This window comes from Hymenobacter rigui (assembly GCF_003944715.1).
Taxonomy (GTDB): Bacteria; Bacteroidota; Bacteroidia; order Cytophagales; family Hymenobacteraceae; genus Hymenobacter; species Hymenobacter rigui.
In genome coordinates this window covers 44,061-59,447 of the sequence record NZ_RWIT01000013.1, presented here as the reverse complement: position 1 = coordinate 59,447, position 15,387 = coordinate 44,061, and the positions used below count along the sequence as shown (strand labels likewise).

The 15,387-nt window shown below is 60.0% G+C and carries 18 protein-coding genes; 7 read left to right on the top strand and 11 right to left on the bottom strand.

Going from position 1 to position 15,387, the window contains the following annotated elements:
• Positions 1-29: 29 nt before the first annotated feature.
• From arsB to EI291_RS17965, 6 genes are all read right to left on the bottom strand, one after another.
• Positions 30-1,136 carry an ACR3 family arsenite efflux transporter gene (gene arsB, locus EI291_RS17990; RefSeq protein WP_125423287.1) on the bottom strand — a complete coding sequence of 369 codons (1,107 nt, stop codon included), beginning with the start codon at positions 1,134-1,136 and terminating at the stop codon, positions 30-32.
• Positions 1,137-1,149: 13 nt separating this feature from the next.
• Positions 1,150-1,644, bottom strand: coding sequence for a GNAT family N-acetyltransferase (locus EI291_RS17985; protein ID WP_125423283.1), 495 nt, complete (start codon positions 1,642-1,644; stop codon positions 1,150-1,152).
• Between the two features lie 12 nt (positions 1,645-1,656).
• On the bottom strand, positions 1,657-2,430 hold the full coding sequence (locus EI291_RS17980) for a metallophosphoesterase family protein (protein WP_125423280.1): 774 nt from the start codon (positions 2,428-2,430) through the stop codon (positions 1,657-1,659).
• Positions 2,431-2,501: 71 nt separating this feature from the next.
• On the bottom strand, positions 2,502-2,960 hold the full coding sequence (locus tag EI291_RS17975) for a DUF6428 family protein (protein WP_125423277.1): 459 nt from the start codon (positions 2,958-2,960) through the stop codon (positions 2,502-2,504).
• A gap of 53 nt (positions 2,961-3,013) precedes the next feature.
• Positions 3,014-3,364: an ArsR/SmtB family transcription factor gene (locus tag EI291_RS17970; RefSeq protein ID WP_125423274.1), complete on the bottom strand. Its 351-nt coding sequence runs from the start codon at positions 3,362-3,364 to the stop codon at positions 3,014-3,016.
• Positions 3,361-3,630, bottom strand: coding sequence for a hypothetical protein (locus tag EI291_RS17965; RefSeq protein WP_125423271.1), 270 nt, complete (start codon positions 3,628-3,630; stop codon positions 3,361-3,363). Before EI291_RS17965 ends, EI291_RS17970 begins: the two co-directional genes overlap by 4 nt.
• A 588-nt stretch (positions 3,631-4,218) precedes the next feature.
• Between EI291_RS17965 and EI291_RS17960 the strand changes: the two genes are divergently transcribed.
• The 7 genes from EI291_RS17960 (at position 4,219) to EI291_RS17930 (ending at position 10,733) form a co-directional block, all read left to right on the top strand.
• Complete coding sequence (locus EI291_RS17960) at positions 4,219-5,853, top strand: class I SAM-dependent methyltransferase (protein ID WP_125423268.1); 1,635 nt, start codon at positions 4,219-4,221, stop codon at positions 5,851-5,853.
• 108 nt (positions 5,854-5,961) lie between these two features.
• Positions 5,962-6,237, top strand: a complete 276-nt coding sequence (locus EI291_RS17955; protein WP_125423265.1) for a hypothetical protein — start codon at positions 5,962-5,964, stop codon at positions 6,235-6,237.
• Between the two features lie 102 nt (positions 6,238-6,339).
• Positions 6,340-7,005 (top strand): DUF5710 domain-containing protein, encoded by a 666-nt coding sequence (locus EI291_RS17950; RefSeq protein WP_125423263.1) that lies wholly within the window; start codon positions 6,340-6,342, stop codon positions 7,003-7,005.
• A gap of 118 nt (positions 7,006-7,123) precedes the next feature.
• The gene (locus EI291_RS17945) at positions 7,124-8,206 is read left to right on the top strand and encodes a hypothetical protein (protein ID WP_125423260.1); all 1,083 of its coding nucleotides are present in this window, start codon (positions 7,124-7,126) and stop codon (positions 8,204-8,206) included.
• A gap of 51 nt (positions 8,207-8,257) precedes the next feature.
• Positions 8,258-9,109: a hypothetical protein gene (locus EI291_RS17940; protein ID WP_125423257.1), complete on the top strand. Its 852-nt coding sequence runs from the start codon at positions 8,258-8,260 to the stop codon at positions 9,107-9,109.
• 72 nt (positions 9,110-9,181) lie between these two features.
• Positions 9,182-9,481 carry a hypothetical protein gene (locus EI291_RS17935; protein WP_125423254.1) on the top strand — a complete coding sequence of 100 codons (300 nt, stop codon included), beginning with the start codon at positions 9,182-9,184 and terminating at the stop codon, positions 9,479-9,481.
• A gap of 52 nt (positions 9,482-9,533) precedes the next feature.
• Positions 9,534-10,733, top strand: a complete 1,200-nt coding sequence (locus tag EI291_RS17930) for a restriction endonuclease (protein WP_170172713.1) — start codon at positions 9,534-9,536, stop codon at positions 10,731-10,733.
• A gap of 46 nt (positions 10,734-10,779) precedes the next feature.
• On the opposite strand, the gene EI291_RS17925 is transcribed toward EI291_RS17930, so the two are convergent.
• From EI291_RS17925 to traM, 5 genes are all read right to left on the bottom strand, one after another.
• The gene (locus tag EI291_RS17925; protein WP_125423248.1) at positions 10,780-11,766 is read right to left on the bottom strand and encodes a nucleotidyl transferase AbiEii/AbiGii toxin family protein; all 987 of its coding nucleotides are present in this window, start codon (positions 11,764-11,766) and stop codon (positions 10,780-10,782) included.
• A complete protein-coding gene (locus tag EI291_RS17920) occupies positions 11,751-12,500 on the bottom strand; it encodes a type IV toxin-antitoxin system AbiEi family antitoxin domain-containing protein (protein ID WP_125423245.1) in 750 nt (249 codons plus the stop codon). Before EI291_RS17920 ends, EI291_RS17925 begins: the two co-directional genes overlap by 16 nt.
• Positions 12,501-12,707: 207 nt before the next feature.
• Positions 12,708-12,896: a hypothetical protein gene (locus EI291_RS17915; RefSeq protein ID WP_125423243.1), complete on the bottom strand. Its 189-nt coding sequence runs from the start codon at positions 12,894-12,896 to the stop codon at positions 12,708-12,710.
• A 126-nt stretch (positions 12,897-13,022) separates the two neighbouring features.
• Positions 13,023-14,183 carry a conjugative transposon protein TraN gene (gene traN, locus EI291_RS17910; protein WP_125423240.1) on the bottom strand — a complete coding sequence of 387 codons (1,161 nt, stop codon included), beginning with the start codon at positions 14,181-14,183 and terminating at the stop codon, positions 13,023-13,025.
• Between the two features lie 6 nt (positions 14,184-14,189).
• Entirely contained in the window at positions 14,190-15,386 is a 1,197-nt protein-coding gene (gene traM / locus EI291_RS17905) for a conjugative transposon protein TraM (RefSeq protein WP_125423237.1), read from the bottom strand.
• Between the last annotated feature and the right edge of the window lies 1 nt (position 15,387).

Below are 15,387 nucleotides of genomic sequence, written 5' to 3'. Positions count from 1 at the left end.
TAAGTACTTACAAGCAGTTGATAAGTTGGTTATGCAGCCGTGGCGATGCGTTTGCCGCTGTACCAGCGCCGGCGGAACCAGAAGGCCAGGTTGACCAGTGCAATCAGGGCCGGCACCTCAATCAGCGGCCCAATCACGCCGGCAAAAGCTTGGCCCGAGTTCAGGCCAAACACCCCAATGGCCACCGCAATGGCCAACTCGAAGTTGTTGCCCGTAGCCGTGAAGGCGATGGATGCATTTTCGGCGTAGTCAGCTCCTAGATACTTGCCCGCGACGAAGCTGAGCACGAACATGATGCCGAAGTACAGCGCCAGCGGCAGGGCAATACGCAGCACGTCGAGGGGCACCTGCACGATGGTTTCGCCCTTGAGGCTGAACATGACGACGATGGTAAGCAGCAGCGCCACGAGGGTGATGGGGCTGATGGACGGGATATAAACTTTCTCGTACCACGCGTCGCCCTTCAGCCGGCGCAGCACCGTGCGCGAGAGAAAGCCCGCCGCGAACGGAATGCCTAAGTATATCAGCACACTCCGGGCGATGTCCCCGATGCCGATGTTCACGGCGTAGCCCTTCAGGCCAAAGTAGGGCGGTAGTACGGTGATAAACAACCAGGCCAGTACCGAGTAAAACAGTACCTGAAAGATGGAATTGAGTGCTACCAGCCCGGCGGCATACTCGCGGCTGCCATCGGCCAGGTCATTCCAGACCAGTACCATGGCAATGCAGCGGGCAATGCCAATGAGAATCAGGCCCATCATGTACTCCGGCTTGTCGGGTAGCAGCCAGATGGCCAAGAAGAACATGAGCAGCGGCCCCAGTACCCAGTTGAGAAACAGGGAGAGGCCGATGATGCGCGTGTTTTTAAAGACCGTGGGCAGCTGCTCGTACTTTACCTTGGCCAGCGGCGGGTACATCATCAGAATCAGCCCCAGGGCCAGCGGCACGTTCACCGTGCCCACCGAGAAATAGTTGATAGTCCCGTTGATGCCGGGCACGAAATAGCCCAGGCCGACGCCCAGGGCCATGGCCAGGAATATCCAGAGCGTGAGGCCCCGGTCGAGGCTTGAGAGCTTCTTTTCGGCCAGCGAGGCGGGGGCTGGGGCGGCGGGCAAGACTTGAGGGGGAGTAATCATAGAAAGTAGTGAATTATGCGATGCCAACCGTGGAGCTGCGCCGCTCCATCTGCACCGTGTTACGCCACACGCCGTGGTGCTGGCCAATCCGTTCTCGGTGGCCGATGACGCGAAAGCCTGCCTGGGTGTGTAGGCCAATACTGGCGCTATTTTCCTCGAAAGTGCCGGCTTGCAGCGTCCAGATGCCGTGGGCTTCCGAATCCGTAATCAGGGCCTGCAGTAACTGCCGGCCCACGCCTTGCCCCCGGGCGTCGGCGGGGATGTAGATGCTGAGTTCGGCCACACCGCCGTACACGCAACGGCTCGATACGGGCGAAAGCGCGGCCCAGCCCCGCACCGTGCCGGCGTCATCCACGGCTACCAGACGGCTATGGGGCAGGTGCGCCCGGTCCCAGGCTTGCCATTCGGGAGCTTGCGTTTCAAATGTGGCGTTGCCGGTAGCAATGCCCTGCTCGTAGATAGTGCGCACGGCGGGCCAGTGAGCTTCCGTGAGTGATTGAATGGTCATCGGGGAGGTAGCTTAGTAGGCCTTGCGCAGCATATCGGCGTACTCATTGGGCAGCGGCGAGGCTTCTACCGCCTGTGCTGCTTTCTCCGCATCGTACGCAACGCGAATCAGCTCTGAGCGCACGCTGTTGGGGTCGGTGAGCGTCGTGTGCTCATCCAGGTGCAGCAGTTGGTAAGCAGCACGCGGGTCACCGTCCTTGGGCTTGCCCACCGAGCCGATGTTGAGGGCGTGCCGGTAACGGGTCTGGCCTTCTTGTTCGTAGGCGAAGGTGCGGTGGTAGGGCTTGTGGGTATGGCCGAAGAGCAGGATGTCGGCGTTGGCCTCGGCCAGTACCCGCAGAAAGCTGGCTTCGGGCCGGTCTTCAAACAGGTACTCGTTGATTTTGCGAGGCGAGCCGTGCACCATCAGCAAGTTCAGGGTGCAGGGCTCCTCCTGAAACTCCAGGCGCATGTGCTTGGGCAGCAGGCGCAGGTAGCGCCGCTCGTCGTCTCCCACCACGTGGTTGGTGTAGGCAATGCTCTGCGCGCCCAGGTCTTTTTCGGTGTCGGTTTTGTAGGCGCAGCCGCAGTTGCTGCTGGCCAGGCCGATGCCCTGGTCGTAGTTGCCGGCCAGCGTGGGAATGCCGCGGCGGCGCACTTCATTCACCACTTCGTTGGGCCAGGGCGCGTAGCCCACCAGGTCGCCGAGGCAGAAAATCATGTCGGGCCGGCGCTTCTCCATATCGGCCAGCACCGCTTCCAGTGCCGGCAGGTTGCCGTGCACGTCGGAGAAAAAGGCAATCGTCATCGAAATCGAGAGGGATAGATAGGTGAAAAGTCAACCGGTGCGACCTGGAAGGGCCGCGCCGGCTGGCCAGTTTAGCAGCACCCGCCGCCCGGCGTGCAGCCGGCTATCTGCAGCTGGGGCAGGGTCAGTGAGTGGTCGGGGATACCGCAGGCATCCTGCGCCAGGCAGGCGGTATGTTTCGGGGTCAGCACGAAGTCGTTGCCCTCGCGGACCAAACCAAACTTGCCGATGGTGGCCTGCTGGTATTCCACCTCAATGTCGAGGTCCTCGCTGCCCAAGACCTTTTTCGATAAGTCTAGGATGTGCAGGAATTTCAGAGGGGCCAGCCGGTGGTCGTAGTCGCCAGCTTCCCAGAGCTGGAAGTTGGCCACCGTTTCGCGGCGCTCCACCCCACCGCAGTCGATGAAGTGCTTGTTTACCAGCCCTACTTCGGTGACGTGGAAGTGCGCGGGCAGGTATTCGCCCGTGGGCAGGCGGAAGTTGACGGCTTCTACTTCGGCCAGGGCCTGTTTGATTTCGGAAATTTTCATGGCGTTGGGCGTTGAAGGTCAGGAGTGAAAACTTAGAGAATTAGTTCGGGCAATTAGCAGGCGCAAGCATCGTCAGGGCCGCAGACCGCGCCGGTGGTAGCCTCCAGAAAAAAGGCCGTGAACTGCTGGTGCACCTGGTGCAGCAACTCGGTATTGAGGCAGTAGCAAACGGTGAGTCCGTCGATTTCGCCGCGTATCAAATCCAGCGCCTTCAGTTCCTGCAGGTGCTGCGACACCGTAGTGCGCGACAGGGGCAGCTCGGCGGCGATGTCGCCCGAGATGCAGGTTTTCTGCGCGGCCAGAAACTGGATGATGGCCACGCGGGCCGGGTGGGCCAGCGCTTTGGCCACGCGGGCCAACTGCTGCTGCTCTTCAGTGAAAGCGGCGGTTTTTGCGTAAGTCATTGGGAAGAAGATGCGAGCCCGCTGGGGGCGGTGGGAGAATCCGCTGTGGCGGCCAGCAGCTGGGTGAGCAGGGTTTCGGCCCGGTGGTAGGCACGCTGCTCAGCAGCCTTCAGCCGTTCCTCGCCCCCGCCGCCCGGTAGGCCATTGTAGCCCTGCAACTGCAGCCGCAGGCCTTCCAGGACGAGGCACTCGGTGCGCAACACCCGTTCGAGGATGGTATGCAGCACAGGCTGGGGCTGGATAGCAGTGTCGGCGCTAAAAGACATACAGGGAGAATGCAAAGCCGGGATTCATGTCGCAAATATACGACATAGTATGACGTAAGTTTGCGACATAAGACAAAAACTTTTGCCGTTTTCCGAAAAACGCTTACTTAAAGCGAGTTGCATTCGGCGAGCCCTGCGGGCCAGGCTATACAGGGGGCCGCTGCGCTTCCGTGCTGCGCACCGCTCCCGCTGGTCGCGCCCTTCCTATCCTTCTCGCAAAACCCCGCCGCGCCGGCCCAGGCAGCGGCGCTTACTCGGAGACGGGGCCGGCTCTCCGCTGCTCCCGCTGGTCGCGACGGAAGGCCGGCCCCGTCTCCGGTGCGCTCTGCAGCCCCGGCCGGGCCTCCCGCCTACTATATGGCTGCCGGCCGAACCGGCCAAGGCCGGTACCGCCAGCGAAGTGTTTGAGCCGGCTTGCCGCCGGCAGCTAGTGAGAGGAACAAGAGGGAGAAACGGGCTTGCTGACCTGAGTGAATAAAGGGTGTTCCATTTAATATTTGTTGTCTTTTTAGCAACAAAAACACTGGTTTTGGCGTTTAATAAAGAAAGTAAGAGGTTGTTTAGCTTCACCTTATTCCCTTAAATGTCATGCTAAATCCCGAATTCTTTCCCACCCCGGCCGCCGTCATTCAGCGCATGCTCGACCCGTTTTTCAACCCCGCTCCCAGTGGTGACGATGAGCAGAGCAGCGAGCGGTACCGCCGCTACAATCCGGCTGCGGCTGCCTTGCGCAAGCTTACCATTCTGGAGCCTAGCGCCGGCAGTGGGGCCATTGTGGACGAGCTGACGGCCTGGCTGGACCGGGAGGATTACCACAGCCGCAGCGGTAAGCAAAACGTGTACTGCTGCGAGGCCGACCCCGAATTGCGCGCCGTGCTCCATGATAAGGGCTATAAGGTCATTGCCAACGATTTCCTGACCTACCGCGGCGACCATTTTTTCGACCTTATTGTGATGAACCCGCCTTTCTCCAACGGTGACCGGCACTTGCTCAAGGCCTGGGACGTGGTAGCCGCTGGCGGCGACGTGGTGTGTTTGCTCAACACTGAAACGCTGGCCAACCCCTACACCGAAACCCGGCAGCTGCTAGCCCGCCTCATCGAGGACTACGGCACGAGCGAGGCACTGGGAGCCGTTTTTGCCGAGGCCGAGCGCCCCACCAACGTAGGGGTAAGCCTGGTACGGCTGCACAAACCCGCCAAGGCCGACCGCCTCACGTTTGAATTCACCAGCCGGGGCCGCCGGGGGCCGGAGCTCAACGAAAACCTGTTTGCCAATGCCGTGGCCACGCGCGATGTTATCGGCAACATGGCCGCCGAGTACGAGGGTCTGAAAGCGCAGTACGCGGCCTACCTGCAGGCCCGCGAGGGCATGAAGTTCTACGCCAAAAGCCTGTTGCGCAGCGAATACCAGGACGTGCTGAAACTGGCCGAGGCCAGCTTGGAGCGCGGCAGCCTGCGCACGAGCTACAACAACTTTGCCGACGAGATGAACCAGCAAATCTGGGGGCTAGTGCTCGACAAGGTGAATATTCAGAAGCTGATGACGGCCGACGTGCGCCGCAATTTCGCGGCTTTCAGCAAGGCCCAGGGCTACCAGGAATTCACTCATGAGGCCGTGGCCGAGTTGGTGGCGCTGGTGCTCGACAACCGCGAAACCATCATGGAGCAGGCCGTGGAATCGGTGTTCGACACCTTCACCAAGTACCACAAAGAAAACCGCCTGCACGTGGAGGGCTGGGTTACCAACTCGCAGTGGAAGGTGAACCGCAAGGTAATTCTGCCCTACGCAGTAGAAGAAAATTATTCGGGCAAGGGCTTCCGTGTGAACTGGAACCGGCGCGACGACTACGCCGACATTGACCGGGTGATGTGCTACTTAGCGGGCGAGGACTACGATGCTTGCGTTGGCATCGATACGGCCTTGGACCGCTACGGCAACCAGAACGCCAACCCCAATGGGGTATGGACGGTGTACAGCCGCTTCTTTGAAATCCGGGCTTTTAAGAAAGGCACCGTGCACCTGATTTTCCGCGATGAATACCTGTGGCAGGAGTTTAACCTGCGGGCCTGTGCGGGCAAGCAATGGTTGCCCGGTCCGGAAATGGCGGCCTACCGTGCTCGGCAGGCCAAAGAAACGACTTCCCCGACCCATCCGCTGGTGCACGAGGAGGAACCGCTGGCAGCGCCCGGTACGCAACTGCAATTGCGCTTGGCGGCTTGAGTCTTGGTGCCGGGCGGGTCATGATGCCCGCCCGGCACCAGGACCGGGGCAACCTCGCCAACCGGCTTCCTCCTGCGTATGCTTATCTAACGCCGACAAATCGTCTTCATGAAAAAACCGCTACCTCCCGCATCTGCCCCTAGTGTCGCTCCGCCGGGGCAACAGTTCAGCTACCTGCTGCGACACGGGCGTTTCTCATTTACCGAGCGCGAGCTGATGGAGCACCTGCAAATGACTTACCGTACTATCAAGCAGAGGGAAGCCGACCCTTCCAGCCTAACCGTGGCCGAGGCCCTGCGGGTCGCCGACTTGCTAACCATACCGGTACAAACCGTGCTGGCGGCCGCCCTGGCCGATGCCCTGACTACCCAGACAGAAAATTAATGGCAATGCGGCTGACCTAGTGTTGCGCGATAGGTAGTTACCTAGCGCAGCATGGGCCAGCGGAGTCTTAGTTTATCTGCTATGCGGTTGTTATAATGCGGCATGGCCTTAAAATTAAGAGTATCCTTTGCCGATAAAGAAGAAGCCAAGCGCAAGGGCGCGTTGTGGAGCGTGGCCGACAAGACGTGGTTTGTGCCGCCTCATCGGGATTACAACCAGTTCACGCAGTGGTGGGAGGCGGGAGAGGCAACGCTTATTCTGCAAGCGCCCTATTATGTAGCTACCAGTACGATTTATTGCTGGAAATGCACCCAATCCACGACGGTAGCTGCTTTGGCGGCGGACAGTTATTGTTTGCTTGATTACGACGACTCAGAATCTGATGAGGTGACCGAGGATGCTCCCAAGAGCTGGTACCGGCAGCAGGAATTTGTCTTCATTTCGGGCGTCGGATACGTCGATGAGGCCACTACTGCCCAACTCGCGGCAGCCTATCCGTTTTTTCGTTTGGGACATTCGCGCGCTGGTGGCAGCTATTGGGCCAACCATTGCCAGCACTGCCAGGCGCTGCAGGGGGACTTCTTCCTGCACCAGGAACCCGGAGGTGCATTTTCGCCCACCACGGTAGCCGAATGCCAACGCCTTACTCTTGAGGTGCAGCCGACGCCATACGACTGCATTCTCAATGCCGGCGTCAACTGGAGCAGCTTTGATGCGCAGGTGCCACGCTATGCCAAACGGCGCCGCATAGCACCAACGGCTGAGTAAAACCAAGGTAGCTCAGCCCAATGACTTCGCCCGGCTGAAGCTTCGCAACGCCCCGGCTTTTCTTGTATTTTCACTGCCGGAAAAACGATAGAGAACTGTTTGCCTGTGCGCTTATAGAATGAATGTGTATCAGATGTATGCCCACAACGGGCACCAGGTGGGTTTTTGGATTGTGCGAGATTCGTGGGGCAATACGCTGGCCCGGGTAATAGAAATCGAGGGGGCAACGGCGGGGCATAAGTTGCCGGGCCGGGCTCCATACCACGGTAATCCGCGGGTACTGGCTGATTTCTACAGCACGAGCGGCAAGCTACTGAGCCAGCGAAGCGAGGTGAGCTGTCCGGGTACCTACGCCTACGACTTGGTGCAGCCTTCGCCTGAACTGCTGGCCGCCATGGGCTTTTCAGTGGAATTGCCTACCGCGCAACCCGCTGCGCCAGCCGCGGTGCCGCCGGCTGCCTCTCCAGCTGAGGCTGTGCCAGCCGCCACTACCTTCCCTTATCAGGATATTCGAGCCCACGTGGAGCAGGGCGAATGGTCGGTAGCGCAGGCGTTTGAGGTGCTGAAGAAACTGCCCAAGCCGTGGGAAACAGCTGAGTGGAAGGCCAAGCGTCAAGACGTGCTCAAAGACCAATGCGAAGGCTGCGGCAGCCAAGAGCCTCCGCTGGTGTTGCTCAATCGGCAACTGCCCCTCTCCTACCCAGACGTCAAAACGCAAGTGCGCAACAGTATTCTGGCCGAGTTGGGTCGTTCTGTGTTCGACAACATTACCGACGAGCAGGCGGCGGCCGTCATGCGGTCGGAAAAGCGTCAAGCTTGCCCTACGTGCGGCATCATCAACATCCGGTCGCGCAAAAGCATGAAGCCGACGTTTTTGTGTGGCCGCAACCACGGCTTCGAGCAGCCCGTCGAGTTGGACTACTACCCCATCCCTAAAACCACCGACCGCGCCAAGGCGCTGCAGGCGGCCAAGAATTACCTGGCCAGCGTGCAGTTGCAGGCCGTGCTCAAGGCCAACGATGAAGCCGTTTCTCGCTTTGCCTTGCTAGAGTCGCTAGCCCAGTCGGCCGAGTACGTGAAGATGGAGGCCGTCACGACGCTATGCCGCCCCTGCCATTACCGAGCCCGGGCCGAAGGCATCGCCAATAAAGAATGGAAGCTGCCCCTAGTGCCGCTTATCTCCCGTTTCGTCTTCTCCTAAGCAGGCGCTCAACATACATTCCGTTAGAACTCCCGGGTGGGTATTCGCTAAATGAAACAGGAAAAAGCTGCGAAGCATAATCGGCAACAGGTTTTCGCGGAACTCGCTACCTACTCGGGTACCGGTGCCGAATGGTTTATCTCGCAGTGGCATTACCTGCCCTTAGACGGCCCGGTTACCCGGCACTTTGCCGTGGTAGTTCTGGTGCGGGAGTGTCCGGATAAAACGCTGGAAATAAACGTGCAGACCTACCGGGCGCTGCGGGAACGGCTACGGGAAAAGCCCACCAAATTTCCGTTGCCGCATAGTGGCCGGATGCAGTACGAAGACCTGGCGGAAGCGGAGCGCGTCCGCACGGCGGCCCTCGAACTCAAGGAGCAAGAGCGGGCATTATCGGAGCAAATATGGGACAAGATGCACTGGCTCGAAGACACGCCCGGCATCCCCTTGGGCAAAGCCGATGCCTGGATTCGCGTTGCGCAGCACCAGCTGGAAACAAACCGCATCAGCTACAATCTGGCAAACCAAATTGCCCGCCTAGGCCCACCCTGGTACCTAACAATTCCGGACCAAGTAAGCGAGCAGCTGCCAGCTGCCGCCGCCCGCCTTGCGCAGCTAGCTGCATTTCTTGAGAACGAACCTGCCCCGGCAGTGGAACCTGATTTTCCCGGTGTTAAAACCACCGGTCGCCCACGGCACTTTCCCATTCGTCGGCTGGGCAACTCCTACCGCCGCGTTCAATTGGAGGGCGAAGAGGCGTGGGATACTCCACCTTTTGGAGACGAGGCTGCGGAAATAGTCAGCGCCGAACCTTCGGGAGCCATGTCACCCGCTGAGATGCGGCAGCAACTACTGACGATTCGTGGAATGGTGGACCGGCTATTGGAGCAACTGGCATACTAGAATCAGGTTAGCTGCTGCGCCGGTTGCGGGGAGCGGCTGGCCTGTAGCAGCAACCATTCACTACGCAACAACATGGCTGTTCTTGTATTCTTTGGCGGGTTTATCCTGCTTCTTTTCTTGTGGGCCAAAATTGCCGATTGGTGGGATGGGCGCATCTTCCGCAAAAAGCTACAAGGTCTACAAGGTCGCTTTGATGAGTTAGAGGAGGTCACCTTACAGCAGAGCGAGCAAGCCCTTAAAACCTTGGATGAATTGACGGCTGCTATGCAAGGGCATGAGGCCTATCAGCAGCACCTGCGTGAGCGACGGGTAGTAAGCTGGCCGGCAACATCTTCCAGGAAAAAGTACAAGAAGAGTTACAAGCGGCGTTAGCATACAAGCGTATATGGGGCTGACAACGAATGAAAAAGGCTTAATCAGCCGCATGCTGCGGTTTGATAACGTGAACAGCGAGCTGCAAAAGAAGCTGGCTGCCACGCAACAGCTCGTCAATAGTTTTACTGCCGCTGCGGCGCAGTTTGATGCCAAACTGCAGGCCGTCGAAGAGCGGGAAGCTGCTTCGCGCAAAGTTCTTGCGCAGGAGGAAGCCGCTCTGCGGCAGCGCGAAACAGACGTGGCCAATCTGGAAAGACTGTTGACAGAAAAAAGCAAGAGTTTTCCCTGGCTGGCATCGGCCGTGGCCGACTTAGTGCTGTTGAAGAACAAGGAAGTATCCGATTACCTGCGCACCAAGCGCAACCCCGCTGCCACGGCCGCCGAAACGGTTCGCCAAATTGGGCAGGAGAAACGGGCCCTGGCCGAGCAGCTGAAGTTGGCTCAATACACCTTGGACCAGTACGAGTCCTTGTTCCCCTTCCTGACTCAGTTCCGGGAAGACGATATCGAAGAAGCCCTGCTGGAGATTACGGAGGCCTACGCCGAGCAGCCCGAGCCGCAGCAGGACGACCCGGTGAAGACGTATTTATCACCCGGCGAGTACGCCGCGTTATCCCCCGCCGAACGCAATCAGCGAGCCCTGGACCGATACCGCCAGGCTCGAAAAAGTAGCTTCCAAATCGGTCGGGACTACGAACGGTACGTGGGCTATTTGTATGAGAGCCGCGGCTACGAAGTTTCGTACTACGGTATCGAAAATGGCAAAGAAGACCTGGGGCGCGATTTAATTTGCCGCAAAGGCGGTAAGACGGAGGTAGTACAGTGTAAGTACTGGAGTCAACAAAAGCTGATTCACGAAAAGCATATCAATCAGCTTTTCGGTACCACCGTAATGCTATACTTGGATTCGGCAAGCAAACAGCAGGTGCCCCAGCAATTACACCTTTTCCCCCAGCTGCTAGCCGCTGGGGACATTGCGGCCGTTTTCTACACGTCTACCAGCCTATCTACCACTGCTCGAAGCTTCGCGCAGGCACTTGGGATTCAAATTCACGAGCAGGTCGCCATTGGCCCCTATCCCATGATTAAGTGCCATATCAGTACCGCCACCGGCGAAAAAATCTATCACCTGCCCTTCGACCAGATGTATGACCGAACCAAGCTGGACAAAGTCGGGGAGTTTTACGCGATGACCGTAGCCGAAGCGGAAGCCAAAGGGTTCCGGCGAGCTTGGCGCTGGCGTGGCTAAGTGTGCATGTTTTGTGATAGGCTCCCCCGATTCCTGCTACCATTATTTACAGCCCATCATAGGCCCGTAGTTGCTGCGCGATACGCTGCAGCACCTGTAGCACCTGGTCAAACGCGGGGAGCGGGCTATGCAACAGGCTGGGTAAGTCCTGCTCATAGGGCTGCCGAAGCTGGCGCAAGTTTGCTGCTTCCTCGGTGTAGGCCCAGCAGGCCGTCAGGGGTTTGGTTTTCCACTCTAGGGTCGGGCCGATGACGCCCGCCCGCGCATCGTCGCGCTGTACGGCCGCGAGTTGCTGAGCCAAGCCGGGCCCGTCCAGCAGCGCAACGATTTCGGGTTGGCTGGCCAACTGGTGCAGGTCGTAGAGGTGGCGCACTTTGCGGCTCATTGCCGCGAGTGGGTTCTGCTCGTACGAGGCCCGCACCAGGGCCATGATTTTCTCCGCAAACGTGCGCGAAAGGCTCAGTACGTTGAAATTGAAGGCTGCCAGGCCGTACTCCTGCACGGCTTCCGGCTGCCCCTGGTCGAGCAGGTACTGCCCCAGGTAGGAAATCAACGGGCGCTTGCTGTGCGGCTCAGGCTCCCCGAAGGCCGTTATTTCCAGCAAAATGTGCTCGGTAGCCGTCGGCACCGGGTCGGTGAACAGGTGCGGGTACTGGTGGTACACCAGCCGGTTGTGGCCGCGCTTGCTGGTGGAGCCTGGCACGTCTACTTCGGGCAGGCTGCCGGCCGCGATTTTATGGATGTCGCGAATAAGTCTTTTTAGTGCCCCATCGGTCTGCTGCTCCTGCATAATGACGGCCAGGTCTACATCCTCCGAGAACCGCTCGATAAGTCCGTAGCCTTTGGAAAGCGAGGTGCCGCCCTTGAACACGACGTGGTCGGCCACTGCCGAGTCGGCCAGGTTGCGCAGCACCCAGGTTACCCAGTAGTCCTTCTCAATAAAGCTTTGCCGCATTCCCCGGGCCGTCGCGGTGATGGTAATCAGGTTGCGAAAGTCCTGCTCGTGGGTGTGCAGGGTCATCGGATTTGCCATTGCGCGCGGTTGGGTAAGGCCTGCTCAGACAGGCCAAGTTTATAAGTGGATAGAGGATTTAGGCTGGCTTTCAACTTGCTGGCTAGCTTGATTTCGCCCAGTCCTTCCAGCAGGGCCCCCAGCAGGGCGCGCGTTGCCGGGTTATAGTCCTGCGCCAGGCGGACCAGGGCAACCTGCTCAGCCGGTGGCAGCTGCTTTACCTGCTCGCGCAGGCGCAGCAGAGCTGCGGCCGGCGAGGTGTCGGGCAGGCGCTTAATCTGCCGCAGGGCATCGAGCAGTTGGCACAGCTTCACTTCCTCCGGCTTCACATCGGCCCGACTGCGCACGAAGCGCACGCGCACGTTGCCGACTTTCTTGGGCCGACCCGGCCGGGGGGTGGCAATCTGAATTTCCTGGGGGACCTGCGTGGTCAGGCCCAGGCGGTTGAAGGCCGCTACCCCGGTGGGGTAGCCCCGCAACTTTTTGCTGGGCGTTTGTAGCAGCACCTGCAGCACTTGCTGCTCGGAAACCGGTACCGGGCCGAAACGGCTCTGCAGGGGGAGGCGGTAGGTGCCTTTGGTGACCTGCTGCACCACGCCTTCCTGGCGTAGCCGGCTTAGGTTCACGGCCACCGTGCCCGGCGCGATGCCCAGGCTGGCAAAGTCCTGGTAGCGCACGAGGGCACCCGGCTCCAGCTTATGCAAGCGGTTGAGGATTTTCTGGCGGGCGGTCGTGGATTTGGGCGATTTTTCCATCTGCTACGGCCGGTAAAGATACAGCTAATGTAAAGTTTTTTTACTGCAAAACATTACAAAGTGTTTTCTGTGCTTCGGGTAAGTTACGGTTCAGGCGGTAGCGCATGGGTTAGTGTTTCATAGAAGGCCCAAACGCCAAACACCCTCCTGCTGCCTTTTCAAGGCAACAGAAGGGCGTACTAGGCAATACCACCGGAAGTGAAGCTGCTAATAATTATGAGGGTCGTAGCGGTCCTGGGGGCTGCGGGAGGCCCGGTGCATAACGGAGCTGGAAAGACGGAAGAACTTATAGCCGAAATAGAATAGCAGGCCCCAAGTGGCCACCTGGGCTCCCCAGGCCGGGGCCCAGGATGAATAGAGAAAGATAACCAAGGCGATAAGCAGCAGAATACGCATAGCAGTAGGGATGAGAGTGAGTGCCGAGCCGGTCGTTTGCTCTGCTTGTTCTACCCAGTAAACGAAATGATGCCGGTTTGGTGCACGCAAAGCAGCTAATCAGCAAGGCGCACAGGCGAATTGTGGTTACCGGAAGCCGCGGGCCCGCAGCAGGTCGCTGTTGGAAAGCTTGAGCTTAACGTTGCGCCCACCTCCCTTCTCATACACTTCGACAACCAGGTTTTTCTGGTCAGGAATTGTGAACTTCTTGAACACAAATACCTGCTCCAGCTTACCGGCGGCTTCAATCTTTTTCAGGTTGCCGTTGTAGACGTAAGTGGGCGTGAGCTCAATGGCCTGCTCGGCCGTGCGCTTGGCCGCCTTCTTGTCCTGGATGTAGAACTTGACGAAATCCACGTCATACGTCACGTTGGAGCGGTTGCGCAGGTGCAGCGGGAAAAACAAGGTTTCCTGCTGGTAGCCCACGCGGCCGGCGCGCACGCTGAGCTGGTTTTTTGTGTCGCTGGCTGCCGCGCCGCCGCGCGCCAGCGCCTGCTTAGAAAAAGCATCCAGGTTGCCCTGCGGAATGGGCGTATTCGATAAAATGGCCTCGCTGCCACTGCCGGCCTGGGCGGTGGAACCGGTCATCGTGCTCAGGTCCATGCTCAGCACCTTGGGGTCGTGCTGGTAGTTCACGACGAACATATACAGCTTGCCCCCGGAGGTAAGCACGGTCATGTTGGTTTCGGTCAGGCGGCTGCTGGCCGCCTTCACGCGCACGATGTTGTCGGCGCCCGTGGCTTTGGCGGCCAGAATGCCGGAGTTACCCAGGTCGACGTAGGTGACCGGGTAGGGAAACACGAGGTGCGTGGTTTTCTGGTCTGAGACGTAGAGCGGGAGGACGGGCAGCTTGGCGGAGCCCGCGCTGGCTGCGCCTAGGTCCAGGCCCAGCTGGCGCGGGTTGCGCTGGTAGCCCACCACGAAGGAGTAGAGCTTGCCGCTGGCCGTGAGCACGGTCATGTTGGTTTCGCTGAAGCCGCTGCCGGCCGCCTTGACCCGCACGATGTTCTCGGAGCCCGTAGCCTTGGCCGCAATCAGCCCGGCGCTGCCCAAATCAACATACGTGACCGGGGACGGGAAAACCAGGTGGGTGGTTTTTTGCTCCGACACGAACAGCGGATACGTCGCGAGCTTCGCCGGCGCCGCCGGCGCTACGGGCCGGGTGCTGGCCAGCGTCGTGGATTGAGCGAGGGCGGGCGCCACGGCCAGGCTGAGGGGCAGGGTGCAGAGGGCAAGGGCGATTCTCATAGTAGCTTATTTATCAATCTTCAACATGACCTGGTAGCCGGCTTTCAGGCGCACTTTGACCAGGCGGATTTTCTTCTGGCCGAGGCCCTTGACGGCGGTAACCGCGACGCCGGCCGCGGCCAGGGTAGGGTCGGCGCTCATGGTCATGGCATCGGCGGCGTTCAGCCCGTCGGCACCGGCCTGCTTGGCCGCGTCCCGAGTAATGGCGCCCGGGATGTGCAGGCCTTCCAGGCCGTCCACGTCGTAGACTTCGAGGGCCACCGGAAAGACCCGATTGCCGGTTTTCAGCGTTTCGATGCTGATGTTCAGCCGCTCCCCGGCCAGGCTGCACTTGCCGTAGATGAAGGTATTAGCCGGTAGGGTGCGGCCATTGACCACGGCCGATTCCGTCAGACGCATTTTCACCAGCGAGCCGCTGACGACTTCCTGCGATTCGTGAATGACGGCCGGCAGGGTGTTGGCATCTTCGGTAGCCGCATGGCCGTCATCCAAACCGGTAAACGAGGCCGTGCGCCGTCTGCCCGCGCCGCCCCCACCCAGCCGGGAAACGACGGCATCCTCATCGACCACGTTAGCCCGGGTGCGGGCTTTTTTCCTGGTCTTGGCCACCGCCGGCGCGGCCGGGCGGGCTACCCCTCCCCCACCGCTGTTGCTTTGCGCCAGCAGCTGGGCCATCTGCAGCTGGGCATCCTTCTCGGCCAGCTCCCGCTCGTGCTGGCTGCGCATCAGCTCCAGCTGCTCCTGGGGCGTGAGGGCACCGGGCGCTGCCGTCGGGGCTGCTGCAGTGCCGGGCGCAGCCCCACCGTTCAGCAGAGCCTGCTGGGCGGCAATGAGCTGCTGCTGGGCCGCCACCACGGACTTGTCCACCGACCCGTTGGGCCCGGGCTTGCCGTCGGCACCGATGGAGTAGGACAGGCCCGAGCCGGCCGCCGTATCGAGGCGGGCGTCGACCAGGCCCCGGTTGCGTAGGGTGTCCACCGGGCTGGCGTAGGCTTCGAGCTTGCTGGCGGTGATGGAGCCTTTTTCGGCCGTGGGCAAGGTGGTGTTAAAGCCGGACGGTACGTTCTGGGCCTCGGCGGGCGCGCCCTGCCCGCCGCCGCCCAGGTAGAACATAACGGCCAGAAAGGGGACGCCCACCACCGGCAGGAAGGTAGCCATCTTGCGGGTGCGCAGAAATTGCGCGTCGTGCGATTTGGTTTCCATC

Bases quoted from the DNA above. Each gene is read 5' to 3' on its own strand.
- EI291_RS17980 (WP_125423280.1), bottom strand. From the start codon at position 2,430: ATGACGATTGCCTTTTTCTCCGACGTGCACGGCAACCTGCCGGCACTG.
- EI291_RS17965 (WP_125423271.1), bottom strand. From the start codon at position 3,630: ATGTCTTTTAGCGCCGACACTGCTATCCAGCCCCAGCCTGTGCTGCAT.
- EI291_RS17955 (WP_125423265.1), top strand. From the start codon at position 5,962: ATGAAAAAACCGCTACCTCCCGCATCTGCCCCTAGTGTCGCTCCGCCG.
- EI291_RS17945 (WP_125423260.1), top strand. From the start codon at position 7,124: ATGAATGTGTATCAGATGTATGCCCACAACGGGCACCAGGTGGGTTTT.
- EI291_RS17935 (WP_125423254.1), top strand. From the start codon at position 9,182: ATGGCTGTTCTTGTATTCTTTGGCGGGTTTATCCTGCTTCTTTTCTTG.
- EI291_RS17960 (WP_125423268.1), top strand. From the start codon at position 4,219: ATGCTAAATCCCGAATTCTTTCCCACCCCGGCCGCCGTCATTCAGCGC.
- traM (WP_125423237.1), bottom strand. From the start codon at position 15,386: ATGGAAACCAAATCGCACGACGCGCAATTTCTGCGCACCCGCAAGATG.
- EI291_RS17940 (WP_125423257.1), top strand. From the start codon at position 8,258: ATGAAACAGGAAAAAGCTGCGAAGCATAATCGGCAACAGGTTTTCGCG.
- EI291_RS17970 (WP_125423274.1), bottom strand. From the start codon at position 3,364: ATGACTTACGCAAAAACCGCCGCTTTCACTGAAGAGCAGCAGCAGTTG.
- EI291_RS17925 (WP_125423248.1), bottom strand. From the start codon at position 11,766: ATGGCAAATCCGATGACCCTGCACACCCACGAGCAGGACTTTCGCAAC.
- EI291_RS17920 (WP_125423245.1), bottom strand. From the start codon at position 12,500: ATGGAAAAATCGCCCAAATCCACGACCGCCCGCCAGAAAATCCTCAAC.
- arsB (WP_125423287.1), bottom strand. From the start codon at position 1,136: ATGATTACTCCCCCTCAAGTCTTGCCCGCCGCCCCAGCCCCCGCCTCG.
- EI291_RS17950 (WP_125423263.1), top strand. From the start codon at position 6,340: ATGGCCTTAAAATTAAGAGTATCCTTTGCCGATAAAGAAGAAGCCAAG.
- EI291_RS17930 (WP_170172713.1), top strand. From the start codon at position 9,534: ATGCTGCGGTTTGATAACGTGAACAGCGAGCTGCAAAAGAAGCTGGCT.
- EI291_RS17915 (WP_125423243.1), bottom strand. From the start codon at position 12,896: ATGCGTATTCTGCTGCTTATCGCCTTGGTTATCTTTCTCTATTCATCC.
- traN (WP_125423240.1), bottom strand. From the start codon at position 14,183: ATGAGAATCGCCCTTGCCCTCTGCACCCTGCCCCTCAGCCTGGCCGTG.
- EI291_RS17975 (WP_125423277.1), bottom strand. From the start codon at position 2,960: ATGAAAATTTCCGAAATCAAACAGGCCCTGGCCGAAGTAGAAGCCGTC.
- EI291_RS17985 (WP_125423283.1), bottom strand. From the start codon at position 1,644: ATGACCATTCAATCACTCACGGAAGCTCACTGGCCCGCCGTGCGCACT.